The 14,158-nt window shown below is 61.1% G+C and carries 11 protein-coding genes; 4 read left to right on the top strand and 7 right to left on the bottom strand.

The features are described 5' to 3' along the window. The first annotated feature begins 496 nt into the window (after window positions 1-496). Both PSTU_RS0103315 and PSTU_RS0103310 read left to right on the top strand, forming a co-directional pair. Entirely contained in the window at window positions 497-922 is a 426-nt protein-coding gene (locus tag PSTU_RS0103315) for a VOC family protein (protein WP_019339618.1), read from the top strand. A 232-nt stretch (window positions 923-1,154) separates the two neighbouring features. Further along, entirely contained in the window at window positions 1,155-1,571 is a 417-nt protein-coding gene (locus PSTU_RS0103310) for a hypothetical protein (RefSeq protein ID WP_019339617.1), read from the top strand. On the opposite strand, the gene PSTU_RS0103305 is transcribed toward PSTU_RS0103310, so the two are convergent. After that, window positions 1,568-3,208, bottom strand: coding sequence for a Na+/H+ antiporter (locus tag PSTU_RS0103305; protein WP_019339616.1), 1,641 nt, complete (start codon window positions 3,206-3,208; stop codon window positions 1,568-1,570). The two genes, PSTU_RS0103310 and PSTU_RS0103305, sit on opposite strands and share 4 nt — an antisense overlap. Before the next feature lie 517 nt (window positions 3,209-3,725). On the opposite strand from PSTU_RS0103305, the gene PSTU_RS0103300 reads away from it, so the two are divergent. Both PSTU_RS0103300 and PSTU_RS0103295 read left to right on the top strand, forming a co-directional pair. Then, window positions 3,726-5,453: a tannase/feruloyl esterase family alpha/beta hydrolase gene (locus tag PSTU_RS0103300; RefSeq protein WP_019339615.1), complete on the top strand. Its 1,728-nt coding sequence runs from the start codon at window positions 3,726-3,728 to the stop codon at window positions 5,451-5,453. Between the two features lie 285 nt (window positions 5,454-5,738). Continuing rightward, window positions 5,739-7,736 carry a methyl-accepting chemotaxis protein gene (locus PSTU_RS0103295; protein WP_019339614.1) on the top strand — a complete coding sequence of 666 codons (1,998 nt, stop codon included), beginning with the start codon at window positions 5,739-5,741 and terminating at the stop codon, window positions 7,734-7,736. A gap of 61 nt (window positions 7,737-7,797) precedes the next feature. Here the strand turns inward: PSTU_RS0103295 and pcaD are convergent, their stop codons facing one another. From pcaD to PSTU_RS0103265, 6 genes are all read right to left on the bottom strand, one after another. Further along, window positions 7,798-8,586, bottom strand: coding sequence for a 3-oxoadipate enol-lactonase (gene pcaD, locus PSTU_RS0103290; RefSeq protein ID WP_019339613.1), 789 nt, complete (start codon window positions 8,584-8,586; stop codon window positions 7,798-7,800). Window positions 8,587-8,716: 130 nt separating this feature from the next. Further along, complete coding sequence (gene pcaF, locus PSTU_RS0103285; RefSeq protein WP_019339612.1) at window positions 8,717-9,922, bottom strand: 3-oxoadipyl-CoA thiolase; 1,206 nt, start codon at window positions 9,920-9,922, stop codon at window positions 8,717-8,719. Beyond that, complete coding sequence (locus tag PSTU_RS0103280; protein ID WP_019339611.1) at window positions 9,919-10,713, bottom strand: CoA-transferase subunit beta; 795 nt, start codon at window positions 10,711-10,713, stop codon at window positions 9,919-9,921. The genes pcaF and PSTU_RS0103280 overlap by 4 nt, the downstream gene beginning before the upstream one ends. Further along, on the bottom strand, window positions 10,713-11,570 hold the full coding sequence (locus PSTU_RS0103275; RefSeq protein ID WP_019339610.1) for a CoA transferase subunit A: 858 nt from the start codon (window positions 11,568-11,570) through the stop codon (window positions 10,713-10,715). The genes PSTU_RS0103280 and PSTU_RS0103275 overlap by 1 nt, the downstream gene beginning before the upstream one ends. Window positions 11,571-11,772: 202 nt before the next feature. Continuing rightward, window positions 11,773-12,615: an IclR family transcriptional regulator C-terminal domain-containing protein gene (locus PSTU_RS0103270; RefSeq protein WP_019339609.1), complete on the bottom strand. Its 843-nt coding sequence runs from the start codon at window positions 12,613-12,615 to the stop codon at window positions 11,773-11,775. A gap of 145 nt (window positions 12,616-12,760) precedes the next feature. Further along, window positions 12,761-13,987 (bottom strand): benzoate/H(+) symporter BenE family transporter, encoded by a 1,227-nt coding sequence (locus tag PSTU_RS0103265; protein ID WP_019339608.1) that lies wholly within the window; start codon window positions 13,985-13,987, stop codon window positions 12,761-12,763. Window positions 13,988-14,158 lie beyond the last annotated feature (171 nt).

Raw genomic sequence — 14,158 nt, 5'->3', positions numbered from 1 at the left:
GTTGGACTCGTAGAGTCGGCGACCGTTCTGAGCTCAATTCAGCTACGCAACTATCCGTGTGCTCCTTGCACTGATAAGCGTAGTGCAAGAGCCGAAAATGCCGCGGTAGAGCCTTCCGTAGCCGACGTTTGGTGTGGCTGCTGCGATCTATCTCACCGCCTCGCTAAGCCGTTGCCGGACGTTGATGTTCCGCCAGGACGTCCCGCACACAACGGCGAAACAGCTGCTGCAGCGGCAACTGTTGGGCGCTGTGCCGGCCGATCAATACCAGGTCCCGATAGAACGTCGCGCCACCCAGTAGCAGAACACGAACCGTCGGCGTGCGTTCGAGCCATGACCCGGCCTACGAGTACCAGCGAGACACCCAGGCAATAGGCGATCATCTTCGCAATGGCATCCAGCTCGTCGAGCGCCAGACCAGAACGTACGTCCAGGTGATGTTTGCGCTACAAATCGGCAAGATGGCAATCGCGACCCACAACAACAGGAAGCCTTGATGAGCCTTTCCCCGTTTCACCTTGCGATTCCGGTATACGACTTACCCGCCGCGCGCCGTTTCTATGGCGAAGTCTTCGGTCTGACCGAAGGCCGCTCCTCCGAGCACTGGGTTGATTACGATTTCTATGGCCATCAACTGGTCATCCATGAACATCCGCAGACGCCGTCGCAGGAAGCCGCACACACCAATGCCGTAGACGGCCACGACGTTCCGGTACCGCATTTCGGCATCATCCTCAGCTGGCCCGAGTGGGAGGCATTGGCCGAGCGCCTGCGCGCCCGCGACACCCGGTTCGTGATCGAACCTTATGTGCGCTTCCAGGGCCAGGTCGGTGAACAGGCGACCATGTTTCTCTTCGACCCCTGCGGTAATGCGTTGGAATTCAAGGCATTCAAAGACATGGGTCAGCTGTTCGCCAAGTGAGCCGAGCCCCTGCCCTGTCAGGACCGAGTGGCTTGACGTTGTTCACCGGTAAAGCGGAACTGTAATCCCGACATTTGCCCGCTAAACAAAAGCGACGATCTACCGATAACCCGGTATGCCAGACGCGACACCCTCCGGTGTCGCGCAGGGTATCTGTCAGCCGGTTTATGCACCTCGTTGGTTGCAGCGAGTGCCGAGGCCGGTATCGTCCATCTACAAGCGGAGCCCCACCGTGCAACTCATCGATAACCGAGCGCTGATCAACGATGCCTTGAGCCAGTCTGCGGAGCTGACAGGGGGGCGCTTCGATCATCGCTACTGGTTGAGCAAAGTAGCAGACGTAAAGCTGCTGATCATCTCCAAGCCCGAAGTGCTTTTCGACCTTTCGGTGAAGGTGTACATCCCTTTGCCAACAGGGCAGCAAACGCCGCTGACCTACGGCGACGGCTGGTTCAATTGGCACTTTCTCGGCAGCAAGAGCGCGGTCGTCACCATTGCTCGCGAGATCCTGTCGATTACGATGCGCAACCAGAAGGTGCAGTCGCCGGTGCTCCAGGCCTGGCTGACACAGCTGGTGTCCTTCAAGCACAGCGACCACACCATCGCTGTACTTGAACCCGAACAACAACAGGACCTTGTAGGCCGTTAGGCGGTGTCACCGGCCCCCAGCGCGGCCTCTTCATAATCGAGTTCGCGTAGCAGGGTCTGCAGCATCTGCTCGTCTATCTCGTGCCGTTTCCTCATCCGATACATTTCCTTGCGCTGCACTCGGATGGCGTTGAGGCGGATATCGCGCTCCAGAGCCATGGTTTCACGCGCCTGGCTTGCCCGACCCTGGTGGTCCATCAAGGCTTCAATGTCCTTGCGGTAGGATTCGGTCACCCGTGCTGTCACCTCGCTACGTAGCAGCATCTGGTCCGGATCGTCGACCGGGTTGGCCTGCTTCCAGTTTTCCAGCCAGCTGACCGCCGCCTGGGCCGCGTTCCGGCGGGCCTTTTTCAGTTCTTCACGATGCTCTTCAAAATCGTTGTTGGGCAGCTGCTTGAGGAAATACGGAATGCCCAGCGCACCGATCAGCAGCGACAGGATGATCACCGCGGCAGCGAGGAAGATCATCAGATCGCGGCCCGGAAACGGCGTATCGCCAATCATCAGCGGAATCGAGAGCACACCCGCCAGCGTGATCGCCCCGCGAACGCCGGCTACGGCGCTTAGGGCAGAGAACAAGCGAAGCGGTTTGGGTTGGACCGTCTTGCCGAGCAGGCGGCGCACCCTAGCCTCGCCCCAGTGATAGGCAAACACGAACCCGAAGCGCACTACCAGCAGCAGCGCCATGATCGCCAGTGCACTGAACACCAGCATCGGCATGCTGTAGGTCCCTTGCCCGGCGGCTTCCCAGACGCGCTCGACAATCCGCGGGAACTGCAGACCCAGCAGCAGGAACACCAGCCCATTGAAGCTGAAATCGAGCATTTCCCAGATGCTGCGATTGAGGATGCGGGTGCTGGTCTTGACCGGAAGCATGTCGATCCGGCTCTGCACCATGCCTGCCGCCACCGCCGAAAGAATACCGGACATACCGGCATGCTCAGCCAGGAAGAAGGCAGCAAAAGGCAGCAGCAGGATCATCACCACGTAGGTCGACGGATCGAATAGATCGCGCGCCGTCATCCACTGTTTGCCCTTACCCACCAACCAGCTAAGCCCTGCCCCGATCAGTAACCCCCCAAGCGCAATGATGAAGAATTCGCCGGTCACCGTGACCAGCGAAAAACTACCCGTGATGGCCGCAGCCAAGGCGAACTTGAACGAGACCAGGCCGGTGGCGTCGTTCATCATCGCCTCACCTTCCAACTGGTGAGACATGTGTCGCGGCAGACGGCCCTGGGCAATGGCGATCACCGCCAGCGCGTCGGTCGGCGAAAGGATCGCCGCCAGCGCAAAACTTGCGCCCAGCGGAATGGCGGGTAGCAGCCAGTGAATGAAATAACCCACCACCACCAGAATGATCAGCACAAGCACCAGCGACATGGCGGTCATTTCCGCGCCGTGCTCGGTAAATTCGCGCTTGGGTATCTTCCAACCGTCGTAGAACAACAGCGGTGGAATGAACAACAGCATGAAAATCTCGGGCCGCAGCTCCACACCCATGCCAAAGGGCGGCAACGCCAGCACGCTGCCCATGATGATCTGCATGATCGGCAGTGGTAGCGGAACGACATTAGCCAGGACGCGGCTTGCACCTACTGCGAGCAGCAGCAGGAAGATGAGGTAAAGCGTTTCCATGGGGCGGGCTGATCTCTACAAAAAATAGGCGGGGCATGCGACGTTTGCGCGCATGCGACAAAAGTATAGTCGGGAGGTTTTGGAATATCCGCTTCGCGGATCAGATCCGCCCGGACTAGCCCGCAGCAACCGCGACGCCTCGTGCGCTGCAAGCACAGACGTCATGGCCCAGGCGTCCCGTCACGCCTGAAGCCCGCTTTTCTGCGACAAGGACCGTACCGCCTGTCGAAAAATCCGAGTCGCCGTACAGAGTGTCCAGCTGGGATGACATTGCGCCGATCAATGTCCGACGTTCTGGACAAATTCCTCCGCGCTGCAGCAGCCCGGCCAACCTGTCGCTCGTCGTGTTAGAGCGGTCCGGCTGCGATTTCGTGACCGATCATCGGCGGCTGCGCCTTCTTGCGTTCCGCTGGCACAGCTTTGGCTCACCCAACATGCCCGGTTGCAGCGCAGTCTTCTCGGGTACCCACCCCGTCGCGCAGCGGCGGGGCATGACAACAATAACAAGGAAACCCCGATGAAAGCATCCCGTGCACCCCGCTTTCGCTACGCATTACCCCAGCGTCTGCGGCTGGCCTTCCCCACCCTGGTCGCATTGGTGGTCGCCCAGCCCACCCTCGCGGCCAGTTGCACAGAGCTGGTCGGTACGCAGATTCCTGCCACTGCGATTGCCCTGCCAACTTCCGGTGCCAGGGTCACCGCTGCGACGCCGGTGCCCGGCGGTGGCAGCGCACCGCAGACGTTCGGCCCACACTGCGATCTGAGCGTGGAAATCGCACCGGCCGACCCAAGCGCGCCCAGCATCAAGATGCGCATCGTTCTGCCTGAACAGTGGAACAGCAAGGCGATGATGTATGGCGGTGGTGGCTATAACGGCACCGTGCCGAACGTGGCCGGCAACGTTCCGGCGGGGCCGATCGACCAACCGACGCCGCTGGGCCGTGGTTATGCGGTGTTCGCCAGCGACTCGGGCCACGTTGCCAACCCGGTGCATCCGGGTGATTTCGCGTGGAACGAAGAGGCCTTGGCCAACTACGGTCACGATGCCTTGAAGAAGACCCGTGATGCGGCGATGTACCTGATCGAGCAACGCTACGGCCAGCCGCCGATCCGCAGCTACTTTGCCGGTGGCTCCACGGGTGGTCGAGAGGCACTTGCGGTCGTGCAGCAATGGCCGAAGGATTTTCACGGTGCCATCGTCCTTTATCCGGCTTACAACGCTGCCGCACTCGATTTGCAGTTCGGCCGCATTACCCGCGCGCTGGCCGCGCCGGGCGCCTATCCCAACCTGGAAAAGCGTGCCGCTCTGCTGGAAGCCTCGATGCAGGCTTGTGACGGGCTCGATGGCGTGCGTGACCGGGTGATCAGCCATCAAGCGGCGTGCAATGCCCAATTCGATCCGGCAACCGCCAAGCTCAACGGTCGCCCTCTGCGCTGCCGTGACGGCGCTGATACGGGAAGCAACTGCCTGTCCGATGCACAGATCAGCGCGCTCAAGGTGTTCGACACGCCGATCCGTTTCGGCCAGCCTTTGGCCAGCGGTGAACGCGGCTATCCCGGTTTCAATACCTGGGGCACCGATCTGGGCCGGCCGGGCGAAGGCTTGCAACTGGTGGTCAATCGGCTGGGGCTCAACACCCTGCAACCTGACTACCCCATGCCCGTGCACGGCACCGGCTTTGCCGAAGGCGCGCCCTATCACTCAGGGTTCTGGGACGAGTGGGTGCGCTACTTCGTGACCCGAAATCCGGCGTTCAATTCGCTGACGCTGGACCCGGCCAACCTAGGGCCGTGGCAGGCACGCGTCGACGTGCTGTCGTTGCGTCAGGACGTCAACCAGACCGATTTATCGGCGTTCGTTGCCAACGGTGGCAAGATCCTAATGGCTCACGGCACCTCGGATCAGCTGGTCAGCACCCGCGCCACGGCTGAGTATTACCGGCGCGTACAACAGGACATGGGCATTGGGCAGACCCGTCGGTTCATGCGCTATTACGAAATCCCCGGCTACGCCCACGCCGCCAGCACGGTGTTCAATGCCGCCTGGGATTCACTGACAGCGCTGGAGAACTGGGTCGAGCGCGGTGTCGCACCCAGGCGGCAGATTGTCACTGACACCGTCGCGGTGCCGGGTCGCACCCGGCCACTCTGCGAATACCCTGGCTGGCCGATGTACAAGAGACGCGGTGATGTGAACGACGCCTCCAGCTTTGTCTGCGTGAGAAGTCGCATTCATCGGAAGTAGGCAATACCGGGCGGAGCGCCTCGGTCTTTCGGCCGTGCGCTCCGGTCCGCCTGCGCAAAACCGCAGGGTGATCTGAACGCGGTTTTAAGCGCTGATCGCCACGCTCGAACGTCGTTTCAATGGCGGTCCTTATCGCATCTGGCGAAGCTTTGACCCGATGTTCGCAGCGGCAGCCGCGATCACGACCGCTTATCCGCAAGATCTCAAGCTCCTCGAGGCAGAGCCGATAGCTCCGTCTTGCCGCGTCCTCATTCGACGGCCGGCTGGACGAGAGGTTGCTCATTCATGTTTTCGCTTCAAACCATCAAGGCTCGCTATACGGTTGCATTCGTCGGCTTTGTGCTCGTGGTCGTTCTGTTTACCGTTCTGGGTATCAAGCGCTTCGTCACACCCCAGCTGATTGAGACCGGAGAGTCCATCGTGCTCTCTAAGGTCAACGAAATCGGTCAGAGCATCTCGATTCAACTGGCGCAGGTCGCGGCTCAGGCAAGGAGCATCACGCAGACCGTTCCCATGCTCGACAGCGATGAGATCGACCGCGTCCTGCCGGGGCTGGTTGACCAGTATGGTGACGTGAAGGTCTTTGGCGGCGGCATCTGGCCCCTTCCCGAAAAGCGCACACCCGGACGTGCCAAGCACAGCACCTTCTATCACCGCGACCCGTCCGGAAAGCTGGTGGTGAACACCCACTGGAACTCCCCCGAATCGCTGAATTATTTCGAGCAGCCCTGGCACCGCGGCGGCTTGCAGGCACCGCGTGGCCAGTGCGTATGGGCTGCCGCGTACAAGGACGATGCCAGCGCCGAACCGCGCACCAACTGCGCCATGACCATCTACAAGGACGGCGCGGCTTGGGGCGTGTCAACGATCGACCTGACCCTGGGCTTCTTCAACCGCCTGGTGGCGGAAAAGCAGGACGAGATCAGTGGCGAAGTCATGATCGTCGAGGCCGACGGCAAGATTCTCAGTAACCAGCCGCAGCTGAGTGGCGACATGGTGCTGCGCAACGTGTCCGAACTGTCCAGCCAGTCGCCTTTCATCGCCACCATCCAGAAGGTGCTGGCAGGCAATTCACAACAGCTTCAGCGGGAAACCTACAGCAGCAAAACCGGAGAGGAGTTCAGCTTCTTCCTGACACCGATCGAGGGAACGCCCTGGCTGTTGGCCGCAGCATTGCCCACCGCCCATCTCGAGGCGAAGAGCGACGCGATGCTCAAGGCACTGGCGTCTCTACAGATCCCCATGGTGCTGATCCTCATGGTGCTGATGATCGTTGCGCTGAACCAACTGATGAAACGCCTCAACGTGCTGCGCTCGAATATCGATGCGCTGTCGGCTGGCGATGCTGATCTGACCAAGCGAATCGATATCAAAGGCAAGGACGAGGTCGATCAGGTCGGGCGCTCGGTCAATGGCTTCATTGGTTATCTGCAGAACATGATGATCGATGTGAGCGACGCGACGACCCAGATCCACACTGAAATCGGGCAGCTCAAACAGCTGTCACGCACGACCAACGATGCGCTGGCCCGGCATGCATCAGAAACCGATCAGGCGGTCACCGCGATCAATGAAATGAGTTCGACGGCCGAGTCCGTCGCGCAAAGCGCCAGCGATACCGCCGCCTACACGCAAACTGCCAACCACAACGCGCTGTCGTCGAAACTGGTCGTGGACGACGCCTCCACCAGCGTGCGCGCACTGGTCAGCGAAGTCGAAAGTGCCACCGCCAAAGTGCAGGCGATGGAAGCCGACGCCAAGCGCATCAACGACGTGCTAGGCGTCATCGGCGACATCGCCGGGCAGACCAATCTGCTCGCATTGAACGCTGCAATCGAAGCCGCACGTGCTGGTGAGCAAGGTCGGGGCTTCGCAGTGGTCGCCGACGAGGTTCGCGCCCTGGCGGCACGCACCCAGCAGAGCACGTCCGAGATCAACGAGATGCTGCACCGCTTGCAGCAGGCAGTCGGTTCCGCCGTACAAGCCATGGAGCAGACCAAGGTCAGTTGCCAGACGACTGCCGACAAGACCGCGCAGGTCACGGTCGGCCTCGATGAGATGACCAACTCGGTCGTTCACATCAACGATCTGAGCACCCAGATCGCCACTGCCGCCGAAGAACAAAGCGCAGTGGCCGAGGAGATCAATCGGAATATGGTTGCCGTCCGCCACGTGGTCGACGAACTGGTGGAAAGCGGTGTGAGTGTGGACCGCAGCACCGAGTCGCTACTCAACACCAACGGACGCCTTACCGCCGTGGTGAATCGATTCAAAGTGCGCTAACGCGAGGCACCGGTAAAAAGAAAAGGCCCTACGGGGCCTTGTTCTCTTGCATCGCCCAATCTCAGCCGCGAAGAAAATCCAGTACAGGACGGGTGAAACCCTCGCCCGCTTCGACGTTGGACAGGTGCGCAGCGTGGAGCTCTACAAGCTCGGCGGTGGCGACCCGTTGCTCAATGAAACGGCCATGTTCGGTCGTGGTCACCGGGTCCTCGCTGCCGCAGACGACCAGCGTCGGCACCTTGATCGCCCCGAGCTGCTCACGGTAGTCGGCATCGCGCACGGCGGCGCAGTTGGCGGCGTAGCCGGCCGGCGAGGTGCTGGCGATCATCTGGGTGACGCGGTTGACCTGCTCGGGTTGCTGCGCGGCGAAGGTTGGCGTGAACCAGCGTGATACGGACGCATCGCGCATGTCACGCATCGCCTGTTCGCCCCCTTTGAGCACGGTGTCGATGCGCTCGTTCCACACCTCTTCGGTGCCGATCTTCGCGGCGGTATTGCAGATCACCAGCCGCGTCAATCGCTCACCGGCGTTGATCCCCAGCCATTGGCCGATCAGGCCGCCCATGGACAGGCCACAGAACGCAAAACGATCGATTCCCAGCGCGTCCACCAGACCCAGCACATCGCATCCGAGTTGTTCGATGCTGTACGGACCGGGTGGAACGGAGGAACCACCGTGGCCGCGCGTGTCGTACCGCAGCACGTGGAAATGCTCGCTCAAGGCGGGGATCTGCGGGTCCCACATTTCAAGCGTGGTCCCGAGCGAGTTGGAAAGCACCAGTACCGGCGCATCGACCGGGCCATCAAAACGGTGATTCAGCTCAGCATCGGCGAGTTTGACGGAGGGCATGGGAAACTCTCTTGAAGATTGATTAAAAGGTCGTCGTAAAGGCAAGAAAAAGGGCTTGCGGTGTGGCATGTCCCGCGTTACGGCGGGCTTCAGCCCGCCCTCTTTCGCCCACCATTTATCCCGCCAAGGCTCAGACCCGCTCGACCGCCAGCGCCAGGCCCTGGCCAACGCCGACACACATGGTCGCCAGGCCGAGCTTGCCACCCGATTTTTCCAGCGCATGCACGGTCGTGAGCACCAGACGCGCGCCGCTCATGCCCAGCGGATGGCCAAGGGCGATCGCGCCGCCTTGCGGATTGACCTTGGCGCTGTCGTCTTCCAGACCTAGATCACGAGTCACCGCCAGCGCTTGAGCAGCGAAGGCTTCGTTCAGTTCGATCACGTCGAAGTCGCTGACGGCGACGTTCAGCCGTTCACACAATTTGCGTACCGCTGGTACCGGCCCATAACCCATGACCCGCGGCGCAACGCCGGCGCTGGCCATGCCGAGTACCTTGGCGCGCGGTTTGAGACCGTACTTCTGTACCGCTTCGGCGCTGGCGAGAATCATCGCCGCCGCACCGTCGTTGACACCCGAGGCATTGCCCGCGGTGACTGTCTTGTCCGGGCCGTTGATCGGCTTGAGTTTAGCCAAGGCCTCAAGGGTGGTGTCCGCTCGTGGGTGCTCATCGGTATCCACTACGGTGTCGCCCTTGCGACCCCTGATCACCACCGGAACGATCTCCTCGGCGAAGAACCCGGCTGCCTGCGCCTTGCCAGTACGTTGCTGGCTGCGCAAGGCAAAGGCGTCTTGGTCCTCGCGACTGATCTGGTGTTCTTCTGCAACGTTGTCGGCGGTCTGCGGCATGGCATCAACGCCGTACATGTCCTTCATCTTCGGGTTGATGAAGCGCCAGCCGATGGTGGTGTCCTCGATCTTTTGTGTGCGACCGAACGCCATATCGGCTTTACCCATCACATAAGGCGCACGGGTCATGGACTCCACGCCGCCAGCGATGGCCAGTTCCATCTCGCCGCAGGCGATGGCCCGAAAGGCGCTGCCCACTGCGTCCATGCCCGACGCACAGAGGCGATTGAGCGTCACGCCCGGTACGGTTTCCGGCAGCCCGGCCAGCAATGCGGCCATGCGCGCCACGTTGCGGTTATCTTCGCCGGCCTGATTCGCACTGCCCATGAACACCTCTTCAATGGCCGCCGGATCGAGCTTAGGGTTGCGCTCCAGCAGCGCCTTGATCGGGGTTGCAGCCAGATCGTCGGCACGCACCGCGGCCAGGGCGCCGCCAAAGCGGCCGATAGGCGTACGTACGGCGTCGCAGATAAAGACTTCGCGTGTCACTCGTCACCTCCAGATTGTCCATGGGCTGCGGCCGTACGGGCCTCCAGGGCGCGCAGAGCCTCCAGTTCGTTCTCGGTCGGTGCTGCAGTCTCGCTCAACTCATCAGCGAAACGAATCGCCCAGCCGGTGTTCTCGATCACCTGCTCGCGAGTCACACCCGGATGCAGCGAGGTCACCACGAATTCGTTGGACCCCGCTTCGGGCTCCATGATGCACAGGTCGGTGATGATTCCCACCGGCCCATTGCCTGGCAGACCGAGCTGCTTGCGATGCTCCCCGCCTTCACCAAAACCGACCGACGTGATGAACGCCAGCTTGTCGACGAACGTGCGATGCGATTGCTTGAGGATAATCAGCACCTGTTTGGCCGACCCGGCAATTTCGGGCGCACCGCCCGCTCCTGGCAAGCGGACTTTCGGTTGGTGATAGTCACCAATCACCGTGGTGTTGATGTTGCCGTATTTGTCCACCTGCGCAGCACCAAGGAAACCAACATCAATACGGCCACCCTGTAGCCAGTAGCGGAAGATCTCGCCAGTCGGCACGACCGTGTCGGCGGTCTCGGCCAGTTCGCCATCACCAATGGACAGCGGCAGCACCGACGGCTTCGCGCCAATCGGGCCGGATTCATAGATCAGCACGACTTCCGGTGCGTGGGTCAGGCGTGCCAGGTTGGCCGCCTTGGACGGCAGGCCTATGCCGACAAAGCAGACGCTGCCATTGCCCAGCCGACGGGAGGCAGCGACGGTCATCATTTCATTGGTGCTGTAGTTATTGGCGTGAGCGCTCATCACTTGGCCTCCTGCTGCGCGGCCAGTTTGGCCTGAAACGCACTGAAATCGGGGGTGTCGCGGATGAAATCATCAATCCACGCGGTGAAGCTTTCACGGTCGCGGGCAATCGGATCCCACTGCTGATAGAACCGGTTGTCGCGCTCGTAATAGCCATGGGCATAGGACGGATGCGCGCCGCCCGGCACCAGGCAGACGGCGCTCAGCGCCCAGGTCGGCAGGACGCAGGCATTCATGGGCGCCTGCAGGTCGTCGACGATTTCCTCAACGGTGACAATGCAGCGTTTGGCGGCCAACGCGGCTTCCTTCTGGACGCCTAGAATCCCCGCAATCAATACGTTTCCCTTGCGGTCGGCCTTCTGCGCGTGGATCACGGTAACGTCCGGGCGCACGCTGGGAACAGCCGCCAGCGTTTCGCCGGTGAAGGGGCAATCGATGAACTTGATCATCGGGTTGACCTTCGGCAGATCGGAACCGAGATAGGCACGTAGCACGGCGAACGGCAGACCTGACGCACCGGCGACATAGGCATTGGCCAGGTCGGCATGGCTGTGTTCTTCGATTTCCAGCGGCTGCGGCCACTGTTTTTCCACGGCGTCACGCAGGCGGTGCAGCGAGCCGACACCGGGATTGCCGCCCCAGGAGAAGATCAACTTCTTCGCGCAACCGGCACCGATCAGCAGGTCGTAGACCAGATCAGGCGTCATGCGCACCAGTGTCAGGTCTTTCTTGTCCTGACGGATGATTTCGTGAGCGGCAGCGGTGGGTATCAGATGGGTGAAGCCTTCAAGAGCGACGGTGTCGCCGTTGCTGACGAAGCGATCAATTGCCTCGTTTAGAGAAAGAAGCTCGGCCATAGGTCATGTCTCGTGTTGGTGTCCGGGTGCGCGAACAAACTCGCGCTTGAGACAAACACTAAACATCATGCCGTGGCAGAACAATCCGATAATCGAATCATCGTGCGATTATCGAACACAACCTCGAATTACCTACGGGGTGCGCTGCCCCACCTTTACGTTGATCACCTCGCCGTCAACACCGTTGTTTCCAGGCCTGCAATCAATGGAACAGGCGAGTGCTCAGCTCCTTGCTGGCCTCCAGCAACACCGGCAAAAAGCGCGTTTCCAGCTCCTGCTTGGTCACCCGGCTGGCATGGGTGCCGACGTTGAGGGCAGCCAATACCTGGCCGGCGGAATCTTTCAGCGGTACGGCTAGCGATCGCAGCCCAACCTCAAGCTCTTGATCGATGATCACCCAGCCCTGCTGGCGAATTTCCGCAATCGAAGCACGAATGGCCTCCGGCGTATGCAGGGTACGGCTGGTCTTTATCTGCAGCTCGGCGTGTGCCAGATAATCGTCCAATGCAGCATCATCCAGCGCCGCCAGCAGGATCCGCCCCATGGAAGTGCAATACGCCGGCAATCGGCTGCCGACGCTCAGATCGACCGAAATCAACCGTTGTGGCGTAGCCGAGCGAGCGACGTAGAGCACCTCGTCACCTTCCAGTGTGGCCATGGAACAGGCTTCGTGGAGCTGGTCGCTGAGGCGATCGAGGATCGGCTGCGCGGTGACCGCCAGCGGAGTCGATGATAGATAAGCGTGGCCGAGGGTCAGCACCTTCGGCAGCAGCGAATAAGTGCGCCCATCGGTGGTGGCGTAACCAAGTTTGATCAGCGTGTGCAGGCAGCGGCGCACCGCCGCCCGCGGAATCTCGGTGCGGTGGCTGATTTGCGCGATGGTCAGATGACGCTTGCGCTCTTGAAACGCATGAATCACTGCCAGGCCGCGTGCCAGTGAAGTCATGAAGTTCGGATCGCCCGTCAACGCCTCGATGCGTTTGGCTGGCGAGGCGATGATGGCCGGCGCCATCGGAGCAGTACGGGAACGGGACTCGTCGTTCATGGCAGACAGCCTTGTCGGAATGCGATGTGCGATTATCGTGCTGCTGCCCGATAATCGCAAAGCTCCAGTTGGGAACGACGCTCCGCCGCAACGAGCCGGCAGGAACGACGAAAGGCTTGCGAAAATGAACCGCTGCCGCGAGGAATCAGCCGGCGGGTTGCTCCTCTTCCAAGCGTGGGGGCGGACTGGCGGGCAAGGGTGCCGGCGCCCGTTTCAGCGTCAGCAGCAGGTGCGCGGCGATACCGAAGATCAGTCCCCAGAAGGCTGCGGACAAACTGAGAAACGACATTCCCGAAGCGGTGACGAGAAAGGTGATCAGTGCCGCTTCACGGTCTTCCGGCACCGACATGGCCGCGCTCAGCGCACCACCGATGGCCGCCAACAGCGCCAGGCCAGCCAGCGCCGCGATGAGCGCGGCGGGAAAAGCCGTGAAAATGGAAACCAGCGTGGCGCCAAATACCCCCAGCAGCAGGTAGAACACCCCACCGGAAACACCGGCGACATAACGTTTGCTGGGGTCCTCGTGGGATTCCTTGCCGGTGCAGATCGCCGCGGTGATGGCTGCCAGGTTCAACCCATGGCAACCGAAGGGTGCGAGCAGCAAGGTACCCAGCGCGCTACTGCTGATCAGCGGGCTCGCCGGGGTCTGGTAGCCGTCGTTGCGCAGCACGGCCATGCCAGGCACGAACTGCCCGGTCAGTGCCACCATCACCAGTGGAAACGCCACGCCGAGGATGACCTGCCAGCTGAACTCAGGCGTTATCCACACCGGCATGGCTAGGCCGACTACCAATGCCTCGCTGCGCAGTTCGCCACTGCCAATGGCAATCGCAACGCCGACTACCAACACCGCCATTACCGCGTAACGCGGCATCAGCCGCTTGAACAGCAGATAGGTGCCGAACATCGCCAGCACCAGCCAGGGTTGCTCCTTCACCGAAACGAACAGGCCAGTGCCGAAGCGAAACAGGATGCCGGCCAGCATCCCGGCGGAAATCGCTGCGGGCAACTTTCGGATGATCATGTCAAACGCGCCGGATAGGCCCACTAGCAGGATGATCAGACTGGATACCAGATAGGCACCAACCGCCTGATTCATGCTGATGTCCGGCAACATGGTCACCAGCAATGCCGATCCCGGTGCGGACCAGGCAATGATGATCGGTACCTTGTAGCGAAGACTAAGGACGATACCGAGTACGCCGCTGCCGATGGAAATGGTCCAGACCCAGGATGAGAGCACGTCGTGTGGCAAGCCGCCCGCTTTCGCCGCCTGAAAGATGATTACCAACGGGCCGGCGTAGGAAATCACCGTCGCGATGAAACCTGCAACCACAGCGGAGAGGGAGACATCTCTTAGTAGCGTATTCATGAAGCCTCGCAAGTCAGGCCCGGCTATCCGTGACAGAGTCCGGATCGCTCCTGTTGTGGGTCGTAGCGTTTGAATCGTAAGCGTAGGGTGGATGACGCTTCATCCATCCACCACCGGCGCTCCGCAGAAAGCCGGTGGATGAAAAGAGCGTCATCCACCCTACGTTGGTTT

Source organism: Stutzerimonas stutzeri SDM-LAC (assembly GCF_000235745.1).
GTDB lineage: Bacteria > Pseudomonadota > Gammaproteobacteria > Pseudomonadales > Pseudomonadaceae > Stutzerimonas > Stutzerimonas stutzeri_H.
This window is presented reverse-complemented; position numbering and strand designations above follow the sequence as displayed.